The organism is Winogradskyella pacifica (assembly GCF_013403915.1).
Lineage (GTDB): Bacteria > Bacteroidota > Bacteroidia > Flavobacteriales > Flavobacteriaceae > Winogradskyella > Winogradskyella pacifica.
The window spans coordinates 116698-142760 of the sequence record NZ_JABFDI010000001.1 but is presented as its reverse complement, the minus strand read 5'-3'; the positions used below and the strand labels follow the sequence as shown (position 1 = coordinate 142760).

Sequence of the window (26063 nt, the reverse complement as noted above, 5' to 3'; positions counted from 1 at the left end):
CTATGAATTGTAATTTTAAAACTTCGTTAAAATTGCATGCCTAGACACCAAGTTTATTCTTCAAAATAAACAATGGTGAGTTTATGCTTTAACTGCCAAACCGTATGGGTGGTGGTAATGGAATACGAACTGTTTCGTTAGGAACCTCTGGAAATTTACCTGTTTTCCAATCGTCTTTAGCTTTCTGAAGTAAGGCTTTGTCTGAGGCTACAAAATTCCATTCAATAAATCGCTCTTCAGGAAATGCTTCTCCTCCAAAAATATAAACAGTGGAATTTGCTTCAATTTCAAATGCACAAAGTGTACTGTCTTTAGCCACTAACAATTGTTTAGGACCATAAGTATGTCCATCGCTAGTAATGCTTCCTTCTAAAATATATAAGGCACTTTCTCCAAATAAAAAGTCGCCAATAGACACCGTTTTAGTGTCGCTCGCTTTTATTTCAATAAAGTAAAGTGGACTATAAACGGGTACTGCGGATTGCTTTCCGAAGGCTTTGCCTGCAATGAGTTTAAAATGAACTCCGTTATGTTGCCAACTCGGAATGTCATCTGCCGCGACGTGGGTAAACGATGGTTCGCATTGTTCGTGTGCTTTGGGTAAAGCCACCCAAATTTGTAAACCATGTAGCGTTTTATTAGACGTTCTTAAGCGCTCTGGGGTACGTTCGGTATGCACCACTCCTTTTCCTGCTGTCATCCAATTTACGGCTCCTGCTTTAATTTCTACTGCTGTGCCTAAACTATCGCGATGCATTATGGCTCCATCAAATAAAAATGTTAGTGTAGATAAACCAATATGTGGGTGCATGGCGATATCCATATTTTCGTCCTCGTTCATACTCACTGGTCCCATGTGATCTATAAAGATAAATGGGCCAACCATGCGCTTTTGTTTAAATGGTAATAAACGACCTACCATGAAATTACCAATATTGGCCGCACGTTCTTCTATAATTAATTTGGTGTTTGACATCTGTTATTCGTTTTAGTCATCATTATAGCATTGAGCTACAAGGTATTTCTTTTTATGATTATTTTAAAGATAAAAAAAACAACTCAAAAGATATGAGCTGTTTTTTAGAATTAGTCTTCTAAATATCCAAATTTACCTGTATTAAAATCTTGAAAAGCTTCAATAAGTTCCTCTTGGGTATTCATTACAAAAGGGCCGTGTGCCGCAATAGGCTCTTTAATAGGTTCACCACTTAGTACTAAAATTACGGTATCGGTTAAGGCTTCTACAGTAAAGGTATCTCCATCGTTGCTAAACATTACAAAATGATCTTGTGGTGCCTCGGTATCTCCATTCACTTTAGCATCTCCCTCTACCATTACTAAAGCTGTGGTGTAGTTTTCTGGAAAGGTGAATTGCGTTTTTGCTCCCTTCTTTAACCTCAGGTTATACATTTCTATTGGAGAAAATGTAGATGCTGCTCCTTTATGTCCGTTGTAGGCGCCTGCAATAACTTCAAGTTCACCAGCATTATCTGGTAAGGCTACTTTTGTTATTTGTGTATTAGAAATGGCTTGGTATTTTGGTGGACTCATTTTATCCTTAGCAGGAAGGTTTATCCACAGTTGCACCATTTGAAACTCACCTCCTTTTTTGCTCCATTCTGTTTCGTGAAATTCTTTGTGCAATACACCAGAAGCTGCTGTCATCCATTGTACATCTCCTTCGTCTATGACTCCACCTCCACCAGAACTGTCATTATGTTCTACACGACCTTTGTACGCTAAGGTTACGGTTTCGAATCCTCTATGGGGATGAACTCCGACACCTTTTGGTTGGTCTGTTGCCGGAAAATTATATTTTGAATTATAATCTAGCATAATAAATGGATCCATGCGTTGCATTGTGGATGTCCCAGGAATGAAATTATGAACTCTAAATCCATCACCTACAAAATGTGGTGTGCCAGGTTGGGTTACTTTTTCTATGTGTCTCGTTTTCATCTGATTTGTGTTTTAATTTAAATTGATACTGTTTGCTAGTTTAATTTCGAATGCATTATCTAAATAATTGCGTTCTCTCTGTGGCGTGTGTGTTGACCAGTATGCTCGTTTCACAGTATCTGCTAATGTGTTATCATCAGTGTACTCTACCACTATTGCATCCGTATTGAGAATGGTTGCAATTTGCTTAAATTTGGTTTTATCTATAGCCGTAATTGTCTTGTTAATAGCCACAACCTTATACGGTCGTTGTTGTAGTTTTTCTATGGCTATTTCAACATTACTGACGTTAGAAACTTTCCAGTTTAAAATTTTTGGTGTTGTAGTCTGTGGGGTCACCACTAATACTTCTAAATGTCTCATAATGCATTGTTTTTATTACTGTAAAATTACAGCAAGCTATAACGCTATGCATTGACCTATGGTAAGCGTGTTTGTGTTCTAAGATTTGAAGTTTTCTTCGGCTAGGGCTTTTCTCACCCGACTTAAACTTTCTGGAGTGATGCCTAAATAAGATGCAATCATCCATTGTGGTACTCTGAGCATAATATCTGGATACATATTTACAAACTCTAAATAACGTACGCGTGCAGATGCTCCTAGTAATAAGCTAATACGCTTGTATAAATGGCGAATATGATTTTGTAATAGTATTTCGTTTTGTTTTCGGAACCCGATGTTTACTTTGACGACTTCATTTACAAAAGCATCATCTAGCATTACCACTACAGTATCTTCAATAGCGTCTATATAGTAGGTTGAAGGTTGTTGGAAATAAACACTTCCACGGTCGGTTACAATCCATTTTTCGGTTGCAAATTGTAAGATATTTTCTTTGCCATCTTCACTTAAGTCATACAGACGCAAGACTCCTTCTTCTACAAAAAAGGAATGTGAACAGATATCACCTTGCTGCAAAAGATAATCGTTCTTAGATACCTTTCTGATTTGAATAAAAGGTTCTATTCGCGCAAATTCGTCTTCAGATAATCCGCCTTTTTCAATAAGATGCTTTTTAAAATTAGCTAAACCCATAATGCTACTTCAGTGGTGAAACTCAAATTTAATCATTTCGGAATTAATACGATGGTTTTTGATGGTTGTTACAGTCCTATATTAAGACGATTTATTCTAAAATTAGAAAAGGAGGCTTAGTTGCAATAACTATCCTCCTTTTCTTCCAATCAACAATCTAATCTAATCTAATCTAATTCATTCTTTGTTCTATTCCATATCAATAATGCCTACCACTTCATAAGCTCTTGTGCCATCTACCTGTACTTTTTCGTAGAGTATATTTGCGTATTCGTAATACGTTTGTCCGTCTATGGTTACTTTTTCATAATCTTCTGGAAGTTCGTAAACGACTGTCCCTACTTCTGGATCTACCACTTCATATTCATTATTTATTTGAACATAAAAGATACCTTGGGAGTTGTAATAGTTACGCGTGTTGTAACTAATACGTGTATAGTTTACAGGTAATGTTTTTATTCTAAACCCTACTTTTGGTGCTATAGCAATGTAACGTCCTCTAGATTGGGTATAATACTTATTATTTCCATAATAGTAATTTTGACCATTATGTTTAACTACTGTTTTATTTGGTACCGTTCTTACGGATACCACTTTTTTTGTCGGCTTTTTATAAGTGACATTTGAACTCGAAACTCTATTGTTTGTTGTCTTTTTTGCAATGGCGCTAGTTCGCTTTGTTGTGGTCGTAGTTACTGTTTTAGAATTACTACGTTTTGTTTGCGCTGAAACCTGTGTTGACATTCCTATCAGCACCAATGCTGGTAATACTATTGTTTTGATAAGTGCTTTCATAATTTTAGTTTTTAATATGTTCAACTTTTTCAATCTTTAAATAAGACTTTATTTGTAATTGATAGTTTAAAGGTATTTGTATTATTTCTGAAATAAAAAGCAAATAGACGGTTGCTACAATTGTATCTACGAACAAGAAAATTATATCGATATAGCCATCTTAAGGTTTATACTTAAGCCTTAATTATTGGTCATAAAAAAAGGTATACTTAATACAAGCACACCCTTTTCAGCTATTAAATAAACTAGGGTATTTATTTTAATAAACTTAATAAACCTGTTAATTCCGTTAGATTTAAACTGGAATTGCTATCAGTATCTAATACATTAAAATTCTCAGCAACTGAACCAATTGCCTCTGTTGAGCTTATTGCTTCATCGTTATTAGTATCTAATAAACTAAACAGACTTGTAATTTGCTGCACCGTTGAATTAGAACTTAATGAGCTTAATAACGTTGCTGCCTGAGATAGCGTTGATGTGTTAACGTCTTTTACACTATTACAGCTAAATAGTGTAGCGGCTAGAGTTAATGATAGTACTACTTTTTTCATGTTTGAAGGATTTAATTAATTGAAGACGCAAATGTAATTTTACAGAATGGTATTTAGAAAAACAATATACATACCCTATGTATTCATCGTTGAATACGAATATTTTATAGACGAAACAGAAATGTGGTTTGTTTTATAAGGAGTTGTTGTTAATGAACTCTAAAAACTTTGATTTGTATTGTTCAGACACTGTAATCCGCTGTTGGTTAATGATAATTTGACTACGTTCAATAACATCTATATTATGTAAGGATACAATAAATGATCGGTGTACACGCATGAATTGAGACTCAGGGAGTTCTTCTTCTAGCGATTTTAAACTCATCAACGTTAAGATAGGCTTTGGGTTATCTTTTAACCATATTTTGATATAATCTTTTAAGCCTTCAAAATATAAGACATCTGCTAATTTGACGCGTAGTTGTTTGTATTCGGATTTAACAAAGAGGAATTCTTTTTCTTTAGATAGGATGCTTTCTCGTTTCCCTTTTACCAATTCAAACCAGGTATTAGCCTTATTGGCTGCGGCTAAAAACTCAGCATAATCAAATGGTTTTAGTAAATAATCTATCGCTTCTACTTTAAAACCTTCCAGAGCGTAATGATCGAAGGCTGTGGTGAAGATAACACGGGTTTCTTTAGGTAGCATTTTAGAAAATTCAATACCTGTAAGATCTGGCATTTGTATGTCTAAAAAGAGTAAATCTACTGGATTGTTTTTAAGCACCTCCATCGCTTCAATAGCACTACTAAATTTGTTTTTTAGATCTAGGAACGGAGTTTTTTCAACATAACTTTCTACTAAATTGAGCGCCATAGGCTCATCGTCTACAATACTACAGGTGATTTTAAAGTTGCTCATATTTAGTTGATTTCAATTTTTAAAGTGACTAAAAAACGGTCGTCTTTTACAATTGTTTTAAAGCTGAATTTATCTGGGTATAACAGTTCTAATCGTTTTTCTAAATTTTGAAGTCCGATACCAGAGCCACTTTTATCGTCAGTTTTCTTCGGGAAATTATTGTTTTCCACTGAAAATAAAACGGTGTTATCATCACTGGTCATGTTAATGTCAATATTACTTGTTTTCGTTGCTGAGACACCATGTTTAAAGGCGTTTTCGATCAATGAAATAAATAACAATGGAGCTATTTGAATGCCCGTCTCTTTAAAAGGAAAGCTATAACTCACAGATGTTTTGTCTGAAACACGCAACTTCATTAGATCGATATACTTTTTAAGAAAGTCTATTTCCTTAGTAAGAGGAATGGACTCTACATTAGTTTCATACAACATATAACGCATTAGTTTACTTAAACTGTGTATAGATGATTTGGCTTGGTCTGGCGAAATATCGACTAAAGAATAAATATTGTTTAAGGAGTTAAAAAAGAAATGCGGTTGTAATTGGTAATGCAAATGCTGTAACTCGGACTTTAACTTTACATGCATTGCTTCTTTACGTTCCGCTTCGGTTTTATTCCAACGTTTTGTTGTTTTTAAAGCAATTGAAAATAACAGTGGTGCCATATAAGATAAGACTTGTATGTAGACGGCTATTTTAAATGGTGGCGCAACTCTGTTTGAGTTCTCAAAGCGTTTTTTTAGAATTTGTTGAAAGAAATTATCTTCAATATATTCTTTTAAAAACAAGAAAAAGGCAATCATTGCTGCATTTATAACTATAAAATGCAGCATTTTTTTAAGGAACAAAAAGCGATCTACTAGGACAAAGTAATTGAAGTAGAATATAATCACAGAAAATACTAAAGGGATCCAGAAGTGCGCTTTAACTCTATCTAACTCTTGTTCTTGGCCATAAGACAGCAGGTAAGGTAAACTAAATAGTGTTAACCAAACTAGCAGGTGCAAAAGGGCTGTAATTGTTTTATTCTTGTACATAATCTTATTATTCGTAACGTAAAGCTGTGATTGGGTCTAAAGCCGATGCTTTTCGTGCAGGATACCATCCAAAAAAGATACCCGTTACAGCACAAACTGCAAACGAAATCACAATGGAATACAATGCCACGCTTGTAGGCCAATTTAAGAATTTTTCGATGAACACGGTGGCTCCGAGTCCTAATAATACACCTAATACACCACCTGTGATACTAATTAGGATGGCTTCGATCAAAAACTGCATTAAAATATCGGATCCCTTACCTCCTACTGCCATACGTAAACCAATCTCTTTAGTACGTTCTTTTACAGAAACATACATGATGTTCATGATACCAATACCTCCAATTAATAATGAAATACTTGCAACGGCGACCAATAAAATGGTTAACATTTCGCTGGTAGAACTAAATGTTGAAATTAATTCCTCCATAGAACGCACCGTAAAATCATCGTTATTACTATCCGTTAATTTATGTTGCACACGCAAAATATTAGAAACTTCTAAAACGGCTTCTGGCGCTTCTTCTTCACTGATCGCAGAAGCCATAATTTGATTTAAATGATCGATAGCCAAAATACGTTTTTGTACCGTTGTATAAGGCGCAATAACCACATCATCCTGATCCTGACCAAAAGTATTCTCCCCTTTTTCTTCTAAAACACCAATCACTTTAAACGGGATATTATTAAAACGAATCATTTGTCCGACCGGATCTTGACCGTCAGGAAACACATTGTCTACAACGGTTTGCCCAATTACAGCTACTTTTGACGCGGTTTTAACTTCTGCATCTGTAAACATGCTTCCGCTCTGTAAACCGACGACTTTAATGTTTAAATATTCAGGATTAACACCATAAATTGATGATGGCCAGTTACTAGAACCGTTTATAACCTGACCTCTACCTTCTACCACTGGCGAACTATAACTTAATAAAGTTGATTGTGCTTTAATCGCTTCATAATCACTTAATGTTAGCGATTCCATGACGCTAGCTTCTTGTCTTACACCACCTCTGGTATCAGCTCCCGCTTTTATAGTTATCATATTAGAACCCATTGCAGAAATGGACGTACGAATACTTTCCTTTGATCCTTCTCCAATGGCTAACATAGCGATAACAGATGCTACACCTATAATAATTCCAAGCATCGTCAACAACGTTCTTGTTTTGTTAAGAATGATGGCTTTTGTTGCGATTTTAAATAAATTTAATAGTCTCATCTGTTTATATTTATAGTTTTTTTAAGGTCAAAATGGAATGCCACAATTACATATAAATTCATATTAGAATTTTGATATGGCATTTTATAATTAATCATCTTGTTTAGGTAATTTGGCTAATTCGTTTGCTGCAGATTGTACATTATGATTGTTATAATCTTGCATGACTTGTCCATCTTTTAATACAATGGTTCTGCTGCTAAAGGTGGCAATATCAGGTTCGTGTGTTACAAACGTGATGGTAATCCCTTGCTTGTTTAACTCTTGAAATAAGGACATGATCTCGTATGAGGTTCGTGTGTCTAAATTTCCCGTAGCTTCATCGGCTAATATCATTACGGGGTTATTCACTAAAGATCTCGCAATGGCTACACGCTGCTGTTGTCCACCAGAAAGCTGTGACGGTGTATGATGCAAACGTTCACCTAATCCTACCTTTTCTAAAGCTTCAATAGCGCGCTTTCTGCGTTCTTCTGTAGATACCTTGCTGTTGTATAATAATGGTAATTCTACATTTTCAATAGCCGATGTTCTTGCTAACAAATTATAGGATTGAAAAATGAATCCAATTTTTTCGTTTCTGATGGTTGCTAATTCATTTCTGCTGAGGTCTTTTACACGTACACCATCAATTTCATAGGTTCCTGAAGTCGGTTGATCCAAGCATCCTAAAATATTCAGCATGGTACTTTTACCCGAACCACTCGATCCCATAATGGTCACAAATTCTCCTTCTTTAATATCAAACGAAATACCTTTCAACGCATGTACCGTTTCGGTTCCCATGGTAAACTCTCGTTTTAAATCTTCTATTTTTATGATTGCTTTGCTCATGATTCTTTGTTTTCTATTACCTTTTACGTTGTGGCATAAATGGGCTTGTGCTTTTAGCTGCCGTACTCACTTCTGATTTGTCAACTTCTTTTAAACTATAAACGAGTTGATCTCCTTTAGAAATACCGCTTAAAATTTGTACGTTAACTCCGTCACTAGCTCCAAGAGTTACTGTTTTTTGTGTTATAGAACCGTCAGCTCCCAATACCCAAAGGGCAGTTTCTTCTCTAGACCGTTCGCTCGTATTGCCCTCTAACTGATGTTGTAGGTTATACGCGCTTAGCGTTTCTCTTTCCGGTTTAAAGTTGATGGCTTTGGCTTCTGCTGTTAATACATCATTCAATTCTAAAGTATAAATAGAGATCGTCGCTGTTAATCCTGGTTTTAGTTTTAAGTCAGGGTTATCTGCCTTAATTACAACGGTGTACGTCACTACATTTGAAGTAACTGTTGGGTCTAATCGTACTTGTGTCACTTCACCTTCAAAGGTTTCACCTATGTAAGCATCTACAGTAAATTCTACACGTTGACCTTCTGTAACTTGTCCGATATCAGCTTCATCCACATCCGCTTCCACTTGCATTTCTTTTAAGTCTTGTGCAATGGTAAATAAGGTTGGCGTGCTCAAACTTGCTGCTACGGTTTGTCCTTCGTCAATAGCTCTAGATAATACAACACCATCTATAGGCGAATAAATATTGGCATAACCTAAATTAGTTTTGGCTTGTTGTAAGTCTGAATAACGCTGTGTCACCGTTCCTTTTGCTGTTTGGTAGTTGAATGCCGCATCATCAAAATCTGATTTACTTATCACTTGATTATCATATAATGTTTTTTGTCTGTCATAAATAGTTTGTGTGTAACTTCTTTGGCTTACGGCATTATCATACACTGCTTGTGCTTGCGTTTTAGCTGCATTTAAGTTGGTTTTATCCAATTCAGCAATCAATTGACCTTCCGTAACCACACTGTTATAATCTACATGTATTTTTTCTACAACACCAGATACTTGTGTTCCCACTTCTACTTGTGTGATAGGCTCCATGGTTCCGGTTGCAGTGACCATAGTTGTGACGTTAGCTTGTTTTGCTACTATTGTTTTAGCTTCGATAACCATGCCGTCGTCTCCTTTTAGAAAAGCGTAGCTCGCAAAAGCAATTACTATGACTGCTATGCTGGTTATTATGATGGTTTTCTTATTTTTTTTCATGATTGTTTGAATTAAAGTTTAATAGAGTTTCCTTGATAAAATTGTAATAATTGATGGTATAAAATGCTTAAGTATTTCGCTTGTAAATAATTTTGTTGTGCATTAGTATAGGTGTTTTGACTAATTACTAAATCGGTAGTGCTTAAGCCTCCTAATTCATATTTTTTCTGCGCTAGATTATAAGATTGTTCAGCTGCTGTTTGCGATGCTTCTGCTGCGACCAGTTGCTCTTGTGCTGACACTGCATTTTGATACGCGGTCTCCACTTTTTTATACACCGTCTTTTCGGTCAGTTGTTGATTGATCTGTGCTTTTTCAATATTAATTTGTGCCGATTGTACCGCTGCTTTTGTTTGGTTTCTGTTAAAGATGGGAATGTTTAAAGACAGTCCGACACGTTGATTAAAGTTGACATTAAACTGATCTGAGAAGTTATTATCATTAACACTTGTAAATCCAGATCCCAAACTACTCACTAGAGATAAGGTTGGTAAATACGCTCCTTTAGCAATGTCTAAACCTTTTTCGCTTACCTCTACTCCAATTTTACTCGCGCTAACTTCAGGCAGAATACCAAGTGCTTTAGTATATATTGCCACTTTATCTAGCTCTAGCATAATGTAATCTGTATCGGTATTTAAAGTTTCAATCTCTATATCTTGAGTTGGGTCTAACTCTAATAATTGTTTTAAGGCTATAATGTATTGTTGATAGTTGTTTTTAGCCGTGATGACAGCATATTTGTTTGTTGCCGTTTGACTCTGTGCTTCGGTGTAATCGCTTAACGCAATAGTGCCAGCATCTAATCTTGCTTTGGCACGCTCAACTTCCTTTTCTGATGCTGCAACATTGTTTTCGGCGATAGTAACAGCTTCTTTAGCATATAGAATTTGTAAATAATTTTCTAAGATGCTTAGAATAATGTTGTTCTTTGTTTCTTCTTCTAGAAACACACTTTGATTTAATAATAATTCATTTTGAGCAATTTGGTTATTAATCTGGTTGCCCTGAAACAAGGTCATAGAACTATTAAGACTCGCATTTGTACTATAGATTTGATCCGTAACATAATCGCTTGTAATCGGGTCAATAGAGTTTCCGTTAGAAAATGTTTCAGATGCTGTACCGTATAGGTTTGGAAGTCTAGATGATTTCGCTTTGCTGTAATCTACAGCCGCTTGCTCGTAATTTAAAGCCGCATCCTTTATAGTAATATTGTTTTCTAAGGCATATTGAAGACACGCTTCTAAAGTCCAAAGTTTTGAGGTTTCAGAATTAGTCTCTTGCGAAAAGATAAGCTGAGTTACTAGCAGTGTTATGATGATAAAAAGATGTTTCATTTTTACGTGTATTTAATTTTACACTACAAATATGAAACGATATCCAATCTTAATATAAAGCGATAGACGTTTGCGCTAATTCACTATATGAATTGTGGTATTTTATCGATGAGATTTTTTTGGAGTTTAGTATTAGTTGATCGTGGATAAATTGATGGCACTTAACTGTTGTGTTGTGACAATAAAAAAAACCTGCTAAAGAGCAGGTTTCGTTTTATTAAAAATCGGTTACTTTATATTCAAAATAATCGACTATTTTAAATCGTTTTTATAACGCGTAAGTATCAGCTATAGGTGCGCAAAAACTTAATTCAATTCTTGCATTATTTCAGCGAACAATTCTGAAGATCTTATCTTATCATTTATATCAAAAATATGAGTGGCAGCAATAAGCTCATCAACTTTAGATTGCTCTAAGAACTCTTTAACCTGAGCTTTAACTGTAGCTTTACTTCCAATAAACGAATATTTCAACATTTGATGCACCTGAGGATTTCTCATAATATCTCGTAAATCTTCTGTCATAGCTGTTGGTGGTTGCACATTAGCGCGTCTGCCTGTAAATATGCCAACTATCATTCTAATTAATGAGGTTGCTAAGCGTTCGGCTTCTTCATCGGTATCAGCGACAATAATATTAACGCCAGCTATTATATAAGGTTGTTCTAAAGTTTCGGAAGGTTGAAACTTTTCTCGATAAATATTAATGGCATCCCATAAATGCGTGGTCGCAAAATGACTCGCAAAAGCATAAGGCAAGCCTTTTTTTGCTGCCAAATGCGCACTATCTGTACTAGAACCGAGAATAAAAATTGGCACATCGACGCCTTCAGCGACTGTTGCACGTACTTTTGCGTCTTCATTTTCTATAGAAAAATAAGTTTGTATTTTTTCTACTTCCTCTGGAAATGACTGAGCCGCTTGCATAAAATCTGATCGTATGGCTTTTGCTGTTTCAGGATCTGTACCTGGAGCTCTACCTAAGCCTAAGTCAATACGATTAGGGTATAAGGCACCTAAAGTGCCAAATTGTTCTGCTATAATTAAAGGAGAATGGTTGGGTAACATAATACCACCAGAACCAACACGTAGCGTATTTGTACCTTCTGCAACATAACCAATTAATACCGACGTTGCACTACTTCCAATATTAGCTGCATTATGATGCTCTGCTAACCAATAGCGCGTGAATCCTGAATTTTCAGCATGTTGCGCTAATTTTAGGGTGTTGTTAAAGGTTTGTTTTAGTGTTAAACCTTCGGAAACTAATGCAAGGTCTAATATGGAATATGCTATGGATTTCTTTGTCATAAGTAAACACAATTATTAGGGTTTAGTGTTAATGATATACTTCTGTTTTATTTAAATCTTTTTTGCGTAAATTTAAACTAATTGATAAGATTTAATCAAAATACGAATTAGAATAATGGTCACTTATTATTCCTTTTAAGTTATAAATGACCATATGTTTAAATAAATCTTTTTTTTGATAGGTTTCAAATAAATTATTGTCTTTAAATACGAGGTTGTCGATTCTGAAAAAATAAATTTTAACGACTAATTCTATATGCACCTCTTTTTTGATGTTGCCTTTATCTTGCGCCTGCTTCAGTAAGTCATAGACTATGGTATTTGCTAATTCTTCAACAAAAGCGTCAAATAAACGATTCGCTTTAGGGTAGTACTTTTCTAAACCAAAAAGAAAAGAGGGTTTAAAGTATCTTAAATACTCAAACCCTCTTTTGTAAATTAATATAACACTCAAAACAGGATCATTACCATGATTCGCAATAATCTCATTTATATTTTCTCTATATGCATTAAATAAACTCTCAACACCAGAAGTGATTAAGTCTTCTTTATTGTCAAAAAAGGTATAAATAGTCTTTTTAGAAATACCAAGTTCATTTGCTAATTGGTCTAAAGTGACATGCTTACTCCCAAATTGAGTAAACTTTGCAATAGAGCGTTCTAACAATTCTGCTTTAGTAATCATATTACACTATTTTATCTCCAACCACCACCAAGCGCTTCGTATAAATCTACTATAGATACTAATTGTTGCAATTGACTATCTATAATATTAAGCTCTGCGCTTAAGGCACTTTGTCTTGCTGTTAAAAGATCTAAATAGTTAGCATAACCATTTTTAAGTAATTCTTCTGAATTAGCTTCGGCTGTACGTAAGGCTTCAACTTCGTTCTTTCTAAACTCGAATTTTTTAGTTTCAGATTCATAAGAAAATAAGGCATTAGACACTTCACTTCCTGCAACTAACAAGGTCTTTTTAAACTGAAGTAAGGCTTGCTCTTGTTGTGCAATAGCCACTTCTTTTTGAGTTTTAAGCTTACGCTGATTTAAAAGCGGTTGTGTTAATCCACCCACAATATTAGCAAATAATGAATTGGCGCTAAATAAATCGTCTAACTCTAAACTTTGTAATCCGCCAGCTGCCGTTAAGGTTAAAGATGGATACAAGTTGCTATTCGCTACATTAGTCAATTCAAAAGATTGAATTAAGCTATACTCAGCCGCCATAACATCTGGTCTATTGCTCAATAAAGTTGCTGGTACACCTAGTTTTATGTCTTGCTCAATTTTTTGAATATCTAAACTGTTGCGTTCAAAATCTTGCCCAGATTTACCCAATAAAATACTTAATGTATTCTCTGTTTTAAAAATAGCAGTTTCAATATCTACTTGTAATGCTTTTGCATTATTGTATTGCGCGATATTTTGATCTACTGCCACTTGTGTCACCTGACCTGCATCTTTTAGCGCTTTAATAGTTTCTACACCGCTTTCTCTTGTTGCAATGGTTTGCTTAGTCACTTCTAACTGAGCATCTAAGGCTATTAAACTATAATAGGTGTTTGCAATGCTAGAAATCAGCTGTGTTTTTACAGCTTGATGTCCTGCTACGCTTTGTAAATAACCAGCTTGTGTTGCTCTTTTATTGCTTCGGATTTTTCCCCATATATCAGCTTCCCAAGATAAGTTTGCTGTAATATCGAATTGATCTGTAGACGTATCACTTAAGAATGCACCAAATTGGGTGTTCTTAGATAATTCTTGATGCGTCCAGTTGGTACCCACATTTACAGATGGTAAATAACCCGCTTTACCTTGCTTAGCATAAGCTTCTGCTGCTACCATTTGCTGAATCGCTATACGAACGTCCATATTATTTTGTAGACCTTCTTCAATATATTGTTGAAGGTATTGATCTGTAAATAATGTTTTCCAAGATACATCTGCCATAGATATACTATCTGTTGGCAGATTATCTGTTCTGTATAAGGTTTCAGTTTCCGATTCTAATTCAGGTCTTACATAATCTTGCGCCACAAAACAACTTTGTAATGTAATCGCAACAATTAGCAATAATGAGCCTTTACTAAAATTTCTATGTTTTATAATCGATGTCATAGTTTTTAATCTTCAATAGTTTGTGTTACTGGTTTACTTGAAACTTTTTCTTGTAACCACTGAAATAATATAAATAATATAGGAATTACAAAGACTCCCATAATAGTTCCAATAAGCATACCACCTGCTGCACCTGTTCCTATTGAGTTGTTACCTTCGGCTCCAACTCCACTTGCTAATACTAATGGCATCAATCCTAAAATAAAGGCGAAAGATGTCATTAAAATTGGACGTAAACGTGCTTTTGCTCCATGGATTGCTGCATCTACAATCGACTCACCATTCTTTCGTCGTTGCAGCGCAAACTCCACAATAAGTATGGCGTTTTTAGCTAATAGACCAATAAGCATGATTAATGCAATTTGGAAATAAATGTTGTTTTCTAAGCCTAAGAACTTCGTGCTTATATACGCTCCAAATACACCAAACGGTAATGATAATACCACTGCAAATGGTAACAAGTAACTCTCATATTGTGCACTTAATAAGAAATACACAAACAGAATACTTAGTATAAATATAAAGGTCGTTTGGTTACCAGCATTCACCTCTTCTCGTGTTAAACCAGAATAAGAAACTGTGTAATTACTCGGTAGTTTAGCAACTTCGTCTTCAATTATTTTAATTGCATCACCTGTACTAAAGCCATCGTTGGTAGCACCTGTAATAGTTGTTGAGTTGAATAAATTAAAACGCGTTACCGATTGTGGACCATACACACGCTTTAAGTTTACAAACTGTGTAATTGGTGTCATTTCACCAGAATCAGTTCTAACATACATACTATTTAAAGCACTTTCATCTGCTCTATCTTCTGGTAATGCTTGAATATACACTCTAAATTGTTTTCCGAATTTAGAGAAATCTGAAGCATAAATTCCACCGATATACCCTTGTAAAGTTGAAAATATACTCGTTATCGAAACTCCTTTTTCTTTAGCCAAAGGAACGTTAACCTCCATTTCATACTGTGGATAGTTAGTGTTGAATGAAGACGTCGCATATTTAATTTCAGGATGTTGCATTAAAGCCATCGTAAAATCATTCTTTGCTTTATCTAAATCTGCAAATTCGCCACCAAACTTATCTAATAAGTTAATTTCAAAACCAGCCGAATTACCAAAACCACGAATACTTGGCGGTGAGAAGAAAATAATATTAGCTTCAGGAATTGATGCTGCAATACCAAATAATTTTCCGGTAATCGCTTGTGCAGAAAGTGCGTCGTCTTTACGCTCTCCCCAATCTTCTAATTTTATAATTCCGAAACCAAAGTTACTACCAGCACCACTAATTAAACTTCGACCTTTAATAAAGTTAACACCTACGATACCTTCTATACCTTCAATTTTTTCATATAATTGTCTCGATACGGCATCTGTTCTATCTAATGATGCTCCAGGAGGTAATTCAATATTCGCGAAAATAATTCCTCTATCTTCATTTGGTACAAATCCTGTAGGTGTGGTGTTAGATGCCCAATAAATTCCGACACCTGCAATAACTAAAAGTAGTACTGAAACAATTTTTCTTCTATATAAAAAGTGAAGTGATCTTCCGTAGCGCTCTACAGTAGCATTAAACCCACGATTAAATAAGGTATAAAAACGTTTTAAAGGACCTTTGCCTTTTAATTCTTCATCTTCTTTATGTCCTTTTAATAATAAGGCACATAATGCCGGACTTAAAGTTAAGGCGTTTACTGCCGAAATAAGAATTGCAATAATTAAGGTGACACCAAATTGCTCATAAAACACACCAGTTGGACCGGTTACAAATGTTACAGGAATAAATACGGCTGCCATTACCAACGTAATTGAGATAATCGCTCCAGAAATTTCGTTCATCGCTGTTAACGTTGCTTTTTTAGGATTGTGTTCTCCTTCATCCATTTTCGCATGGACGGCTTCTACAACAACAATGGCATCATCTACCACAATACCAATGGCGAGTACTAATGCGAATAGCGTTAATAAGTTAATGGAATACCCAAATACATTCAAGAAAAAGAAGGTACCAATAATAGAAACGGGTACTGCAATTGCAGGAATTAAAGTTGATCTAAAATCTTGTAAGAAGATGAAAACAACTAAGAATACTAATAAAAAGGCTTCTAATAACGTGGTTACTACTTTGTCTATAGAGGCATTTAAAAATAAACTGGTATCGTATGGTACAAAAATATCTAAACCTTTTGGTAGATCCGCTTTTACCGTTTCTAGTGTGGTTTTAATATTTTCAATAATCTCTTGGGCGTTAGAACCTTTAGTTTGAAAAATCCCCATAAATACTGCAGGATTTCCTAAACTCATTGCGTTAGAAGAATAGGATTGTGCATCTAATTCAATAGTTGCAACATCTTTCAATCTTAAAAATTCACCATTTCCTAAGGCTTTTATAACAATATCACTGTATTGACTTTCGTCTTTAAAACGACCGCTATACGTTAATGTGTACGAAAATGATTCCCCATTATTCTGTCCTAAAGAACCTGCAGCTGCTTCTAAATTTTGTTCAGCTAAAGCGGCAGAAATATCAGAAGGTATTAAACCATATGAGGCTAATTTTTCAGGATTTAACCAAATACGCATGGCGTAATCTTGTTGTGAAAAGACACTAACATCACCAACACCACTAATACGTTGCATTGCTGGGATAACATTAATTTTTAAGTAGTTTTGAATAAATGTAGCATCATAATCCTCACTTTCAGAATACATAGAAATGAACATTAATGCACTTGTTTCTTGTTTCTGAGTGGTTACACCTGTTTGAATCACCTCTTGAGGCAATAATGGGTTTGCTCTAGCCACACGGTTTTGAACGTTTACAGCTGCAATATCTGCATCGATGGTTTGATCGAAATACACTGTAATTTCCGCCGCTCCTGTGTTAGATGCTGTAGAGGTAATATACGTCATACCTTCTACTCCATTGATTTGTTCTTCAATAGGAATAATAACACTTTCTAAAACGGTTTCTGCATTTGCACCTGTATAATTCGCCGTAACTTTAATGGTTGGCGGTGCAATATCTGGATACTCTTCTATAGGTAAACTTGAAATACTAATAACTCCAAGTAACACTATAATAATAGAGATTACTGTTGAAAGCACAGGTCTTTCAATAAATGTTTTTAACATGATTACTATGTTTCTAGGTTAATTAGTTTTTAAATAAAGTAGGTATCTGTTTAATAGCCTCTTCAAAAGGTGTGTCTTGCGGAGAAATCACCATACCGTTTCTTAATTTACCAACTCCAGTTATTACAATTTTATCATTGGTATCTAAGCCAGATTCTACAACATATAGATTGTCTACAGTACCTTGTACTTTTATAATTGCAGTCTCAATTTTATTCTCAGCACCAAGTTTAAAAATCATAATATTTCCTTGTTGCTCAAATGTTGCCGTTTGAGGAACTACGATGGCGTCTTTATATTCTATTGGAAACTTTATTTTACCACTGTTTCCATTGGTTAAAATTTCATTAGGATTATCAAAAGCGGCTCTTATTTTTATAGTTCCTGTATTTTGATTGACTTGCCCTGTGCTAGTTTGAATTCTTCCTTTTTCAGAATATTCTTTTCCGTTGGCTAAAATCAAACTCAAGTCTGGAGAATTTTTAATACGCTCTGCTTTCGTCTTTCCTTCAGATCTTTGTAAATGGTTGATGTATTGTGCTTCGTTAAAACTAAAGAAAGCATATACTTGATCAATCTCACTTACAGTTGTTAATGGACGTGCGTCACTTGGGCTAATTAAAGCTCCTTCTCTAAAATTAATTGAACCCACATAGCCATCAATAGGACTTTTAATTGTTGCATAACCAATATTTGCAGAAACACCACTTAGATTAGCTTTGGCCTGAGCTAAATTAGCTTTTGCTGTTTCTAATTGTACAGCACTTATAATGTTCTTTTCTACTAAAGGCACTAATTTATCAACTTCTACTTGTGCCACATTAACACGAGCTTTTGCTGCACCAGCATCTTGACTTAAAGACTGAGTTTCTAGTCTAAATAACGTTTGTCCTTTTCGTACTTTCTGACCTTCATCAACATATACTTTTTCAATATAACCAGATGTTTTAGCTCTTACATCACTATTTACAATACCTTCAATCGTTGCAGGATATTCTGTATGTCCTGTTACTGTCATCGTTTGTATTTGAGTCACCGGAAAAGGAGCTGGTGGAGCTTGAGATGGTGCTGCTGTAGCATTTTGCTTATCGCCACAACTGACAATAACTAAGAATAATCCTAGGATAGTATATAAATTAGTCTTTTTCATTTCGTTTTACTTTAAATTTTGAATTGGTTGTTTATTAATTTTTCTCTTAGGGCTTTTACAGAAGAAGACGCTTCGTCTATAAACATGATATAATCGTTATGAAATGTTAAATCGAACTTCTCGTCTTCATTTTCGATTTTTTCGTTGTTTTGTTTGTCTTTATAACTTTTAATTTCGATGTGCACTTCGCGTTCTTCTTGCCAATGACTTATCATTCGGTCTACATGTTGTACTATAGTATCTTTATTAATGACAAAATACTTTTTGCGATCTCCTGTTTTTGTGAAATACTCAATTTTGTTTAAATCTTGTAAATGATTAAGGTGCGTTGAGATGGTGCTCTTACTTGCACAAAGAAGACTTACTAAGTCTTCAAATGTAGCTCCTCTTTTACCAGTGAGTATAACGTAAGACAAAATTCGCGCAGCGACAGGAGCCAATTGCTCTCTGTTCTCCAAATGAACACCGAGTTTCTCAACTAAGCCCATTTTTTTTTGGCAGATATTTTCTTTCATTGTTTAACTATTTGCTACTGATTTTGAAACTAAAATTATCAAGAACAGTAAAATTCTATGCAAATATATCTATAGGTTCGGAACAAACCGAACTAATCGAAGTTAAATGAATGTTAAAATAATTAACGGACTAAAAAAAGACTATAAAATGATGGTATAAATACGTGTAATATATTTAAGGTCAATGCAGATACGCATATCTAAATAGGTCTGTAGTTCTGCGTATTTAGTTACATTAATATTAATGACTTGTAAGTTTTATGTGTGAATTAAGACATTAAATTGAAAGATAATTTAATACCTTGAATAATCATACCAGTACCAATAATGGCAATAATTAATCCCATAATTTTACCAATAACAGAGATGACGTTATTACCTACCAATCTAACAATGTTATCACTTAATCTAAATGTGATATAAGCAAGTATACTCATCAGCCCAAATATAGCTATGACTAAAATAATGTGAATCGGTTCTACATTAGCTACAAAGTTCATCGCTGTAACAATAGTTCCTGGGCCTGCTAAAATAGGAATGGCTAATGGTGATACAGCAATGTTTTCATCAATATCTACATGTTTAAGGCTCTTAACATTAGATTGTTTAGATTGCAGCATTTCAAAACCAATATAAAATATTAAAATCCCCCCTGTAATTTTAAAGGCAGGGATACTAATATTAAATAACTCAAAAATAAATTTCCCTAACAATACAAAGACCGTAACAATTATAAAGGCAATGATATTTGCTCTTTTATTAATGTCTTCTTTTGTTTTTTTATTTGCACCTTGGGTTAAGGCCACAAAAACCGTCATGTTTGATATCGGATTTGTGATGGCAAAAAAACCGGTAAATACGGTTATACAAAATGTAATTAAGTTATCCATTTGACGGAAAATTTTGATTTTCAAAAAAAAAAGCAAAACTAGTTCTTTATCTCTTAACTAATTTTATTTATTAAGATTTAAATCAATATTATGTATTGCGTTTCAAAAGATACAAAATTTGATACGTTTTATGGAAAATGCTTCATTAAATAGCGTTTCTTTTTTATATGGTAAGAGTTCTATTGAATAGATCATTGGTTTTTATTGTATCCTAAGCATCAGCAGGTACTAGTGAAAAACAACCGTATTTAATCTTTGGTCTTTTCTAAAGCTTTTTTAATGTGCTCGCTATCCCATTGATTATCAAACTCTACAATGCCTCTTTTAAAATCTTCATTTAAGAATTTTTCTTGTTGCTCTAATTCTTGTCGAGCTTTAAAAATATAGCTGTCGTCACCTGGTTTCAGTTCTTTAGCTAAACGTCTAATTATCGCTTCATCATATTTAATAAAATTATGAACTTGTGTATTTAAGGTATGTTTTCTAAAGCCCATTTTGCTTAATACATCTTTTGCTAAAACTAAAGAGGTTTCTAGCGATTCGCGATATATGTTTTCCATTCCTAAATTTAATAAATCGTAGGCTTCATATCTATTTTTAACACGAATCATAAGCTCAACATGTGGATATTTTTCTTTGACCATTTTAGTTACGTGCTTCGTAACACTAGGATTGTCAATTGCGCAAATTAGGATTTTGGCTTCGGCTATTCCGGCAGATTCTAACAAGTCTAAACGAGTGGCATCTCCATAATATACTTCAAATCCCATCTTTCTTAGAAAATCTACACGATTAGAATCTTGATCTAAAATGGTAGCTTCAACACCATGTGATCTTAAAAAACGCCCAACTGTACTCCCAAAATGTCCAAAACCAACCAAGATTATTTTTTGCGATTTTGCAATATGATCCATCGGTCGTTGTACAGATTCTTTAGTTCCAATTCTTGGAAGAATCAATCGTTCATTAATAATACTTATAATTGGAGTGAGTGACATGCTTAATGCTGTTATTACAAGCATCATATCCATTTGTTCTTGATTTAAAATATTCAACCCAAAAGCGAATGATAATAATACAAATGCAAATTCACCAATTTGTGCCAATCCAAACGTCAGCAATAATTTCTGATCTAATTTCAGTTTAAAAACATAACCCGTTACAAATAAGACAGCTGCTTTTATGACGATAATAGCCAGTAATATTCCGCCAATGGTCAGCGGGCTTTTTGCAATAACAATAAAATTAATTGAGGCACCTACAGCCATAAAAAACAAACCTAATAGTAGGTTTTTAAAAGGTTCAAGCGTACTTTCAAGTTCGTGTTTAAATTCACTATTTGATAATACGACTCCACCTAAAAATGCACCCAAAGCTGGACTTAAGCCCACATACTCCATCAAAAAAGAAATAGAAAAGACAATTAAAAGTGCTGCCGCAATTAATAATTCTCGTACTTCTGTTTTTGCGACTTTACGTAACATGGGTACAATTAAGTATTTACCCGCAACAATGATTAAGACAACCGATAAAATAATAGCCAAGGTTTGAAAACCCATTGGTAAATTATCTAATAAATTAATATGTTCTTTATGATTATCTGCAGAAGAAACAGCATCTGTGCTCACTAACAAAGGCATTGCTCCAAGCATCACAATAACAATAAGGTCTTGAAACAATAAAATTGAAAACGATGACGTGCCAAATGTGGTATCCATCAACCCTTTTTCCTTAATGGTTTGCATTGCAATTGCTGTAGACGATAGCGCGACAGCCATAGAGATAACAAGCGCTATTTTCCAATCATAACCCAAAAAGGTAAATAGCATATAAGAAAGCAGCATCGTACCTCCTACTTGTAAACCACCCATTCCAATAATGGTTTTTCGCATGTTCCAGAAGTTCTTGGGCTCAATTTCTAATCCAATTAAAAACAGCATAACGACAACACCAAATTCGGCAAAATGCATAATATCTTCTCCTTCATTTCCTATAAAACCTAAAACATAAGGACCGATTAAAACACCTGCCAACAAATATCCTATTACCGAACTTAATCCTAATCGTTTGGCTATAGATACACATATAATGGCACCTAATAGAAATACGATAGCTTCAAAAAGTATACTTCCTGTCATATATTATTGTGGTTGAAGTTGCGGAATATCATTCAGAAAAAAGCAGCCATTAAAATCGTCTAACGTCAAATTTTGTTGAAGTAAATAAATTAATTTTCCATATTGACTCACATGGTTTGCTAATTGGTCTTCAGTTAACGTATGTGTTCCCATGACAGCAAATGGTGGTAAATAATTCATACCACATAAATTTGCAGTTTGTTCAAATGGTCGTAAAAACTGATTCACCGTAAAACTATTTGTGCCTTCAGAACAATATACTTCTCTTGCGCCACCAGTTGTAATCACATTTAAACATGTTTTAGATAACAACGCATTTCCGTCGGGACCGTAAGCCCAACCAAATTCCAAAACCAAATCAATCCACTGTTTCATTAATGGAGGACAACTATACCAGTAAAATGGATGATGCCAGATTATAATATCATGCGCTTCAAGTAGTTCTTTTTCAGCTTTCACATCGATATGAAAATCTGGATAACGTTCATATAAGTCGTGAAACGTGATACCTTCCATGTCTTTTATATGATTAACGAGCGCCGCATTTACCTTAGATTTCTCAAATTTAGGATGGGAAAAAAGGACTAATATTTTTTTCATCTGACAAATTTAACTGAAAAAGATTTGATTGATGAATACCTTATGCTACTATTGAGTTTGTGATACTTAATAATGTGCTTATTTTTTTCGCATTAATAATTCCGAAGTTCTCACCATAGAGGGCTATGTTTTGAAAGATTCTTTACTGCCTTCAAAATGACAAAAAATTAATTCTTCAGAAATGTTTATCTAAACGTCACGATATCTTCAAAATTACGTCTTGATTTTCCGAATTCTGGATCTGCTTTTCTATACCCAAAAGCAGCCATAAATGATAACCCGTATTTATCTGTGTCGACTCCAAACTTGTCTTTTAATAAGGCTTCTGCTTTTTCTTGATGGAACCCTTCAATTGGACACGAATCAATGCCTGTTAAGGCGGCAGCAGTCATCATATTACCTAAAGCAATGTAGGTTTGTTTAGAAGACCAATCGAATAACTTTTTATCGGTATCTAAATCAAAATCACGCTCTTGAAACTCTCTGTAAAATGTAGAGTACATATCAATAACCTCTTGTGGTAATTGTTTTACATTCTTCATCATGTGCATAATATATTCTGAATCGTGCTTAACCATTGGTGCTTTCATACTTAAACCTAATACAAAATGACTTGCAGTATCTAATTTTAAAGGTGCTCCCCAAGCTACAGGTTTTAATAACTCACGTAATTCTTTGTCCTGAACTACGATAAAATGCCAAGGTTCAAAACCAAATGAACTTGGTGATAAATGTGCTGTTTCTAGGATGAATTTCATGTCTTCATCTGATACTTTTTTAGTGGCATCAAATTCCTTTGTTGCATGTCTAAAATTAAACGCGTTTAAGATGTCTTCTTTTGTAATATTTGGTGTATTCATTTTATATGTTTTTTAAAAGGTTGTTTAGTATTTTAACGCAAATGTAGAGGCATCCTTCTTCTTATTTAAGTACGAAAAAAGGTGATATTGGTAGAAATAAAGGTTTTGATGCTTTTAAACCTTGTGATTTTTATAATTTAAGTAAAATAACACTGTCGTTTACTCCTGTTTATACCTTTTAGAAACAAACAAACCTCTATTCTTACGTGTAGAAGTTTATTTGATCCATCTAAAAGTAAGATTAATTCTAGGTTGAATTGGTTTTGAAGTTTTAGGTATTTTGTGTTTCCAGTTATTTTGTGTCGCACCTTGCATGAGTAGTAAACTTCCATGAGCTAACGGAATAGAAATTCGTTTTAGATCGTTGCGCGTTGCGTGTTTTAATTGAAAAGGTCTTGTGGCTCCAAAAGTAACAGATCCAATAACTGTATTTTCACGTTGACTTTCTTCATAATCTTGATGCCAATCGACGCTGTCTTTTCCATCTCTATAATAATTAAGTAAACAGCGGGTGAATTTTATGCTCACCTCCTGCTCTACCCGTTCTTTGATGCATTTTAAATCGGCATTCCATGGAAGCATTTTACGATTGTTGTCAGCATAAGACACCGTTTTTGCTGTATCTCCATACCAAGCTGTTAATCTAGGTAAATTAACTTGCTTACCATAAATGGTCATGGAGTCTTGTTCCCAAATGGTATTTTTAAGTAAGCTAGCGTAAAGTCTATTGCTTTCTTTTGTAGAGAAAAAATTCTCAAATAAAGTTACATCAGCGCCTGGCAAATCAAATGTTGTTTTAATAACTTCATCCGTAGAAAATAAGTCAGTTTGATTGAATAGATCCATGTTATTATGCTCCAAATAATTTATAGGTTAATCGCGAAAAAAGTAAAAAACTAACAGAAAAATCATGTGTTATTTACTTCTTTCAATTGTCTTTTTCCTGAGGTCTTTTATAAAATAGCCCAACATAATAATGATGAAAAAAGAAAAAGGCAATGAGGTTATAATTAATAAGCGTTGCACAGCTTCTAAAACATTGATATTCGCTTTAGAATTTCCTAAAAGTATCAAAGCGATTGTTGCTAGTAAAATGAAAACGGACCAAATAAGGCGATGCATTTTACTTGGGTTTTTAGATCCTTTATCCGTAAACATGCTCAATACAAATACGGCAGAATCTACAGAGGTTATTAGAAAGCTTATCAATAAAAACAGGGATGTAATGTTTAAAACTGTTGCGTACGGATAGTGCTCAAAGAACACAAATATAGAAGCAAATACATTACTAAATTCGTTATTATATACGCCCCAGTCTTCAATTAAATGAAAAGCAGAGGTTCCAAAAACGGAGAACCAAAAAAAGGTACCTAAAGAAGGAATAATTAAAACCCCTAACAATAATTGTCTTATGGTGCGACCTTTGGATATTCGGGCGATAAATATTCCTGTAAAAGGCGCCCATGCCAACCAAAATGCCCAATAATAGAAGGTCCAATCGGTTAAAAACTCTAAACCAGGATTATAAGATCCCAATGCTAAACTCATGGGAACAAAATCTACAATATAATTTAGGGTTGTTTTAGCAAATGCAACCAAAATAGCCCCCATATCGCTTGTTGTAAACACAAATATTAAAATAGCAAAAGTGACAATGATATTTAGTGTTGAAAATATTTTAATTCCTTTATTTACACCCTGCCAAGCAGAATAACATGCTACTGTTGAAATAAAAACACAAAGCGCTATGGTTGTTGTAAGTCCGAAGTCATAATCTGAAATATGATTGAGGCCTCCATTAATTTGGGTTGTTCCAAGACCAATTGCTGCGATTAGTCCAAAAACAGTGGTTATAATTGTCGTAACATCGACGCCTTTTTTTAAAAAATTACTTTTTATATGGTCGTCAATAGTCGCACTAATTCTGACTTTCTTTTTTTTAACATGCAACGCATAGCCAACAACCATAGCAAAAAGACCATAAAATGCCCAAGCTGTTAGTCCCCATTGATAAAAGGTAAACTCTAGTGCTAAAATATTAGGTGATAGTTCGGATGCATAAGGTGGATTTTGCTGCATAAAAACAGGTTCTTGTACTGCTCTTAATAAAATACCAGACCCCATTCCTGCGCTATATAACATAGCTGTCCAAGACCAAAGTGAATATTTTGGTTTAGAGGAGGGTTTCCCAAGTTTTATGTTTCCATATTTGGAAAAAGCAATAAATATGAGTGCCAACACACATCCAAAACCTAGATATAAATAGAAATAGCCAAAATAATTCCGAACCCATAAAGAAGCACTTTCAATGGCGCTATAACTTGCTTCTGTTGCAAAAAACACGATTAAGCTACAGGTGAATATTATGCCTACAGAAATAGATAAAATGGAATGTTTTCTAAGAAGCTTTAAAATCAAGAGAATTAGGTTTATGCAAAAATAAGGATTAGAATGTAAATCCTAATTCCTGCCTCCCTAAAT

At 34.3% G+C, this 26063-nt stretch carries 24 protein-coding genes; all 24 read right to left on the bottom strand.

Translation table 11 applies throughout. The features are described from left to right. Positions 1-88 precede the first annotated feature (88 nt). Positions 89-976, bottom strand: coding sequence for a pirin family protein (locus HM984_RS00590; RefSeq protein WP_179347700.1), 888 nt, complete (start codon positions 974-976; stop codon positions 89-91). A gap of 110 nt (positions 977-1086) precedes the next feature. Then, complete coding sequence (locus tag HM984_RS00585) at positions 1087-1959, bottom strand: pirin family protein (RefSeq protein ID WP_179347699.1); 873 nt, start codon at positions 1957-1959, stop codon at positions 1087-1089. 12 nt (positions 1960-1971) lie between these two features. Then, positions 1972-2322, bottom strand: a complete 351-nt coding sequence (locus HM984_RS00580) for a hypothetical protein (protein ID WP_179347698.1) — start codon at positions 2320-2322, stop codon at positions 1972-1974. Between the two features lie 78 nt (positions 2323-2400). Next, positions 2401-2994, bottom strand: a complete 594-nt coding sequence (locus HM984_RS00575) for a Crp/Fnr family transcriptional regulator (protein ID WP_115808858.1) — start codon at positions 2992-2994, stop codon at positions 2401-2403. 189 nt (positions 2995-3183) lie between these two features. Beyond that, the gene (locus HM984_RS00570; protein WP_179347697.1) at positions 3184-3789 is read right to left on the bottom strand and encodes a DUF6515 family protein; all 606 of its coding nucleotides are present in this window, start codon (positions 3787-3789) and stop codon (positions 3184-3186) included. A 254-nt stretch (positions 3790-4043) separates the two neighbouring features. After that, entirely contained in the window at positions 4044-4343 is a 300-nt protein-coding gene (locus tag HM984_RS00565) for an EF-hand domain-containing protein (RefSeq protein WP_115808860.1), read from the bottom strand. Between the two features lie 133 nt (positions 4344-4476). Further along, positions 4477-5205 carry a LytR/AlgR family response regulator transcription factor gene (locus tag HM984_RS00560; protein ID WP_179347696.1) on the bottom strand — a complete coding sequence of 243 codons (729 nt, stop codon included), beginning with the start codon at positions 5203-5205 and terminating at the stop codon, positions 4477-4479. Between the two features lie 2 nt (positions 5206-5207). Further along, positions 5208-6245 (bottom strand): sensor histidine kinase, encoded by a 1038-nt coding sequence (locus HM984_RS00555; protein ID WP_179347695.1) that lies wholly within the window; start codon positions 6243-6245, stop codon positions 5208-5210. A gap of 7 nt (positions 6246-6252) precedes the next feature. Beyond that, positions 6253-7473, bottom strand: a complete 1221-nt coding sequence (locus HM984_RS00550; protein WP_179347694.1) for an ABC transporter permease — start codon at positions 7471-7473, stop codon at positions 6253-6255. Between the two features lie 90 nt (positions 7474-7563). Next, on the bottom strand, positions 7564-8307 hold the full coding sequence (locus HM984_RS00545; RefSeq protein ID WP_092467530.1) for an ABC transporter ATP-binding protein: 744 nt from the start codon (positions 8305-8307) through the stop codon (positions 7564-7566). A 16-nt stretch (positions 8308-8323) separates the two neighbouring features. After that, positions 8324-9517: an efflux RND transporter periplasmic adaptor subunit gene (locus HM984_RS00540; RefSeq protein WP_179347693.1), complete on the bottom strand. Its 1194-nt coding sequence runs from the start codon at positions 9515-9517 to the stop codon at positions 8324-8326. A gap of 11 nt (positions 9518-9528) precedes the next feature. Then, on the bottom strand, positions 9529-10857 hold the full coding sequence (locus HM984_RS00535) for a TolC family protein (protein ID WP_179347692.1): 1329 nt from the start codon (positions 10855-10857) through the stop codon (positions 9529-9531). Positions 10858-11163: 306 nt separating this feature from the next. Further along, positions 11164-12168 (bottom strand): LLM class flavin-dependent oxidoreductase, encoded by a 1005-nt coding sequence (locus tag HM984_RS00530; protein WP_179347691.1) that lies wholly within the window; start codon positions 12166-12168, stop codon positions 11164-11166. A 91-nt stretch (positions 12169-12259) separates the two neighbouring features. Then, a complete protein-coding gene (locus tag HM984_RS00525) occupies positions 12260-12853 on the bottom strand; it encodes a TetR/AcrR family transcriptional regulator (protein WP_179347690.1) in 594 nt (197 codons plus the stop codon). An 11-nt stretch (positions 12854-12864) separates the two neighbouring features. Then, positions 12865-14286 (bottom strand): efflux transporter outer membrane subunit, encoded by a 1422-nt coding sequence (locus tag HM984_RS00520; protein ID WP_179347689.1) that lies wholly within the window; start codon positions 14284-14286, stop codon positions 12865-12867. Positions 14287-14291: 5 nt separating this feature from the next. Continuing rightward, a complete protein-coding gene (locus tag HM984_RS00515; RefSeq protein WP_179347688.1) occupies positions 14292-17429 on the bottom strand; it encodes an efflux RND transporter permease subunit in 3138 nt (1045 codons plus the stop codon). Positions 17430-17451: 22 nt separating this feature from the next. Next, entirely contained in the window at positions 17452-18579 is a 1128-nt protein-coding gene (locus HM984_RS00510; RefSeq protein WP_115808871.1) for an efflux RND transporter periplasmic adaptor subunit, read from the bottom strand. 11 nt (positions 18580-18590) lie between these two features. Further along, on the bottom strand, positions 18591-19094 hold the full coding sequence (locus HM984_RS00505; RefSeq protein WP_115808872.1) for a GbsR/MarR family transcriptional regulator: 504 nt from the start codon (positions 19092-19094) through the stop codon (positions 18591-18593). A gap of 269 nt (positions 19095-19363) precedes the next feature. Further along, positions 19364-19984: a MarC family protein gene (locus tag HM984_RS00500; protein ID WP_115808873.1), complete on the bottom strand. Its 621-nt coding sequence runs from the start codon at positions 19982-19984 to the stop codon at positions 19364-19366. 248 nt (positions 19985-20232) lie between these two features. Next, on the bottom strand, positions 20233-22122 hold the full coding sequence (locus tag HM984_RS00495; RefSeq protein WP_179347687.1) for a monovalent cation:proton antiporter-2 (CPA2) family protein: 1890 nt from the start codon (positions 22120-22122) through the stop codon (positions 20233-20235). Positions 22123-22125: 3 nt separating this feature from the next. Further along, positions 22126-22722 (bottom strand): glutathione-regulated potassium-efflux system oxidoreductase KefF, encoded by a 597-nt coding sequence (gene kefF, locus HM984_RS00490; protein ID WP_179347686.1) that lies wholly within the window; start codon positions 22720-22722, stop codon positions 22126-22128. A 185-nt stretch (positions 22723-22907) separates the two neighbouring features. Next, complete coding sequence (locus HM984_RS00485) at positions 22908-23582, bottom strand: NAD(P)H-dependent oxidoreductase (RefSeq protein WP_179347685.1); 675 nt, start codon at positions 23580-23582, stop codon at positions 22908-22910. Between the two features lie 216 nt (positions 23583-23798). Next, a complete protein-coding gene (locus HM984_RS00480) occupies positions 23799-24428 on the bottom strand; it encodes an alpha-ketoglutarate-dependent dioxygenase AlkB family protein (protein WP_179347684.1) in 630 nt (209 codons plus the stop codon). Positions 24429-24497: 69 nt separating this feature from the next. Further along, a complete protein-coding gene (locus tag HM984_RS00475) occupies positions 24498-26000 on the bottom strand; it encodes a BCCT family transporter (RefSeq protein ID WP_218844994.1) in 1503 nt (500 codons plus the stop codon). Positions 26001-26063: the final 63 nt, after the last annotated feature.

Bases quoted from the DNA above. Each gene is read 5' to 3' on its own strand.
- HM984_RS00590 (WP_179347700.1), bottom strand. From the start codon at position 976: ATGTCAAACACCAAATTAATTATAGAAGAACGTGCGGCCAATATTGGT.
- HM984_RS00585 (WP_179347699.1), bottom strand. From the start codon at position 1,959: ATGAAAACGAGACACATAGAAAAAGTAACCCAACCTGGCACACCACAT.
- HM984_RS00580 (WP_179347698.1), bottom strand. From the start codon at position 2,322: ATGAGACATTTAGAAGTATTAGTGGTGACCCCACAGACTACAACACCA.
- HM984_RS00575 (WP_115808858.1), bottom strand. From the start codon at position 2,994: ATGGGTTTAGCTAATTTTAAAAAGCATCTTATTGAAAAAGGCGGATTA.
- HM984_RS00570 (WP_179347697.1), bottom strand. From the start codon at position 3,789: ATGAAAGCACTTATCAAAACAATAGTATTACCAGCATTGGTGCTGATA.
- HM984_RS00565 (WP_115808860.1), bottom strand. From the start codon at position 4,343: ATGAAAAAAGTAGTACTATCATTAACTCTAGCCGCTACACTATTTAGC.
- HM984_RS00560 (WP_179347696.1), bottom strand. From the start codon at position 5,205: ATGAGCAACTTTAAAATCACCTGTAGTATTGTAGACGATGAGCCTATG.
- HM984_RS00555 (WP_179347695.1), bottom strand. From the start codon at position 6,245: ATGTACAAGAATAAAACAATTACAGCCCTTTTGCACCTGCTAGTTTGG.
- HM984_RS00550 (WP_179347694.1), bottom strand. From the start codon at position 7,473: ATGAGACTATTAAATTTATTTAAAATCGCAACAAAAGCCATCATTCTT.
- HM984_RS00545 (WP_092467530.1), bottom strand. From the start codon at position 8,307: ATGAGCAAAGCAATCATAAAAATAGAAGATTTAAAACGAGAGTTTACC.
- HM984_RS00540 (WP_179347693.1), bottom strand. From the start codon at position 9,517: ATGAAAAAAAATAAGAAAACCATCATAATAACCAGCATAGCAGTCATA.
- HM984_RS00535 (WP_179347692.1), bottom strand. From the start codon at position 10,857: ATGAAACATCTTTTTATCATCATAACACTGCTAGTAACTCAGCTTATC.
- HM984_RS00530 (WP_179347691.1), bottom strand. From the start codon at position 12,168: ATGACAAAGAAATCCATAGCATATTCCATATTAGACCTTGCATTAGTT.
- HM984_RS00525 (WP_179347690.1), bottom strand. From the start codon at position 12,853: ATGATTACTAAAGCAGAATTGTTAGAACGCTCTATTGCAAAGTTTACT.
- HM984_RS00520 (WP_179347689.1), bottom strand. From the start codon at position 14,286: ATGACATCGATTATAAAACATAGAAATTTTAGTAAAGGCTCATTATTG.
- HM984_RS00515 (WP_179347688.1), bottom strand. From the start codon at position 17,429: ATGTTAAAAACATTTATTGAAAGACCTGTGCTTTCAACAGTAATCTCT.
- HM984_RS00510 (WP_115808871.1), bottom strand. From the start codon at position 18,579: ATGAAAAAGACTAATTTATATACTATCCTAGGATTATTCTTAGTTATT.
- HM984_RS00505 (WP_115808872.1), bottom strand. From the start codon at position 19,094: ATGAAAGAAAATATCTGCCAAAAAAAAATGGGCTTAGTTGAGAAACTC.
- HM984_RS00500 (WP_115808873.1), bottom strand. From the start codon at position 19,984: ATGGATAACTTAATTACATTTTGTATAACCGTATTTACCGGTTTTTTT.
- HM984_RS00495 (WP_179347687.1), bottom strand. From the start codon at position 22,122: ATGACAGGAAGTATACTTTTTGAAGCTATCGTATTTCTATTAGGTGCC.
- kefF (WP_179347686.1), bottom strand. From the start codon at position 22,722: ATGAAAAAAATATTAGTCCTTTTTTCCCATCCTAAATTTGAGAAATCT.
- HM984_RS00485 (WP_179347685.1), bottom strand. From the start codon at position 23,582: ATGAATACACCAAATATTACAAAAGAAGACATCTTAAACGCGTTTAAT.
- HM984_RS00480 (WP_179347684.1), bottom strand. From the start codon at position 24,428: ATGGATCTATTCAATCAAACTGACTTATTTTCTACGGATGAAGTTATT.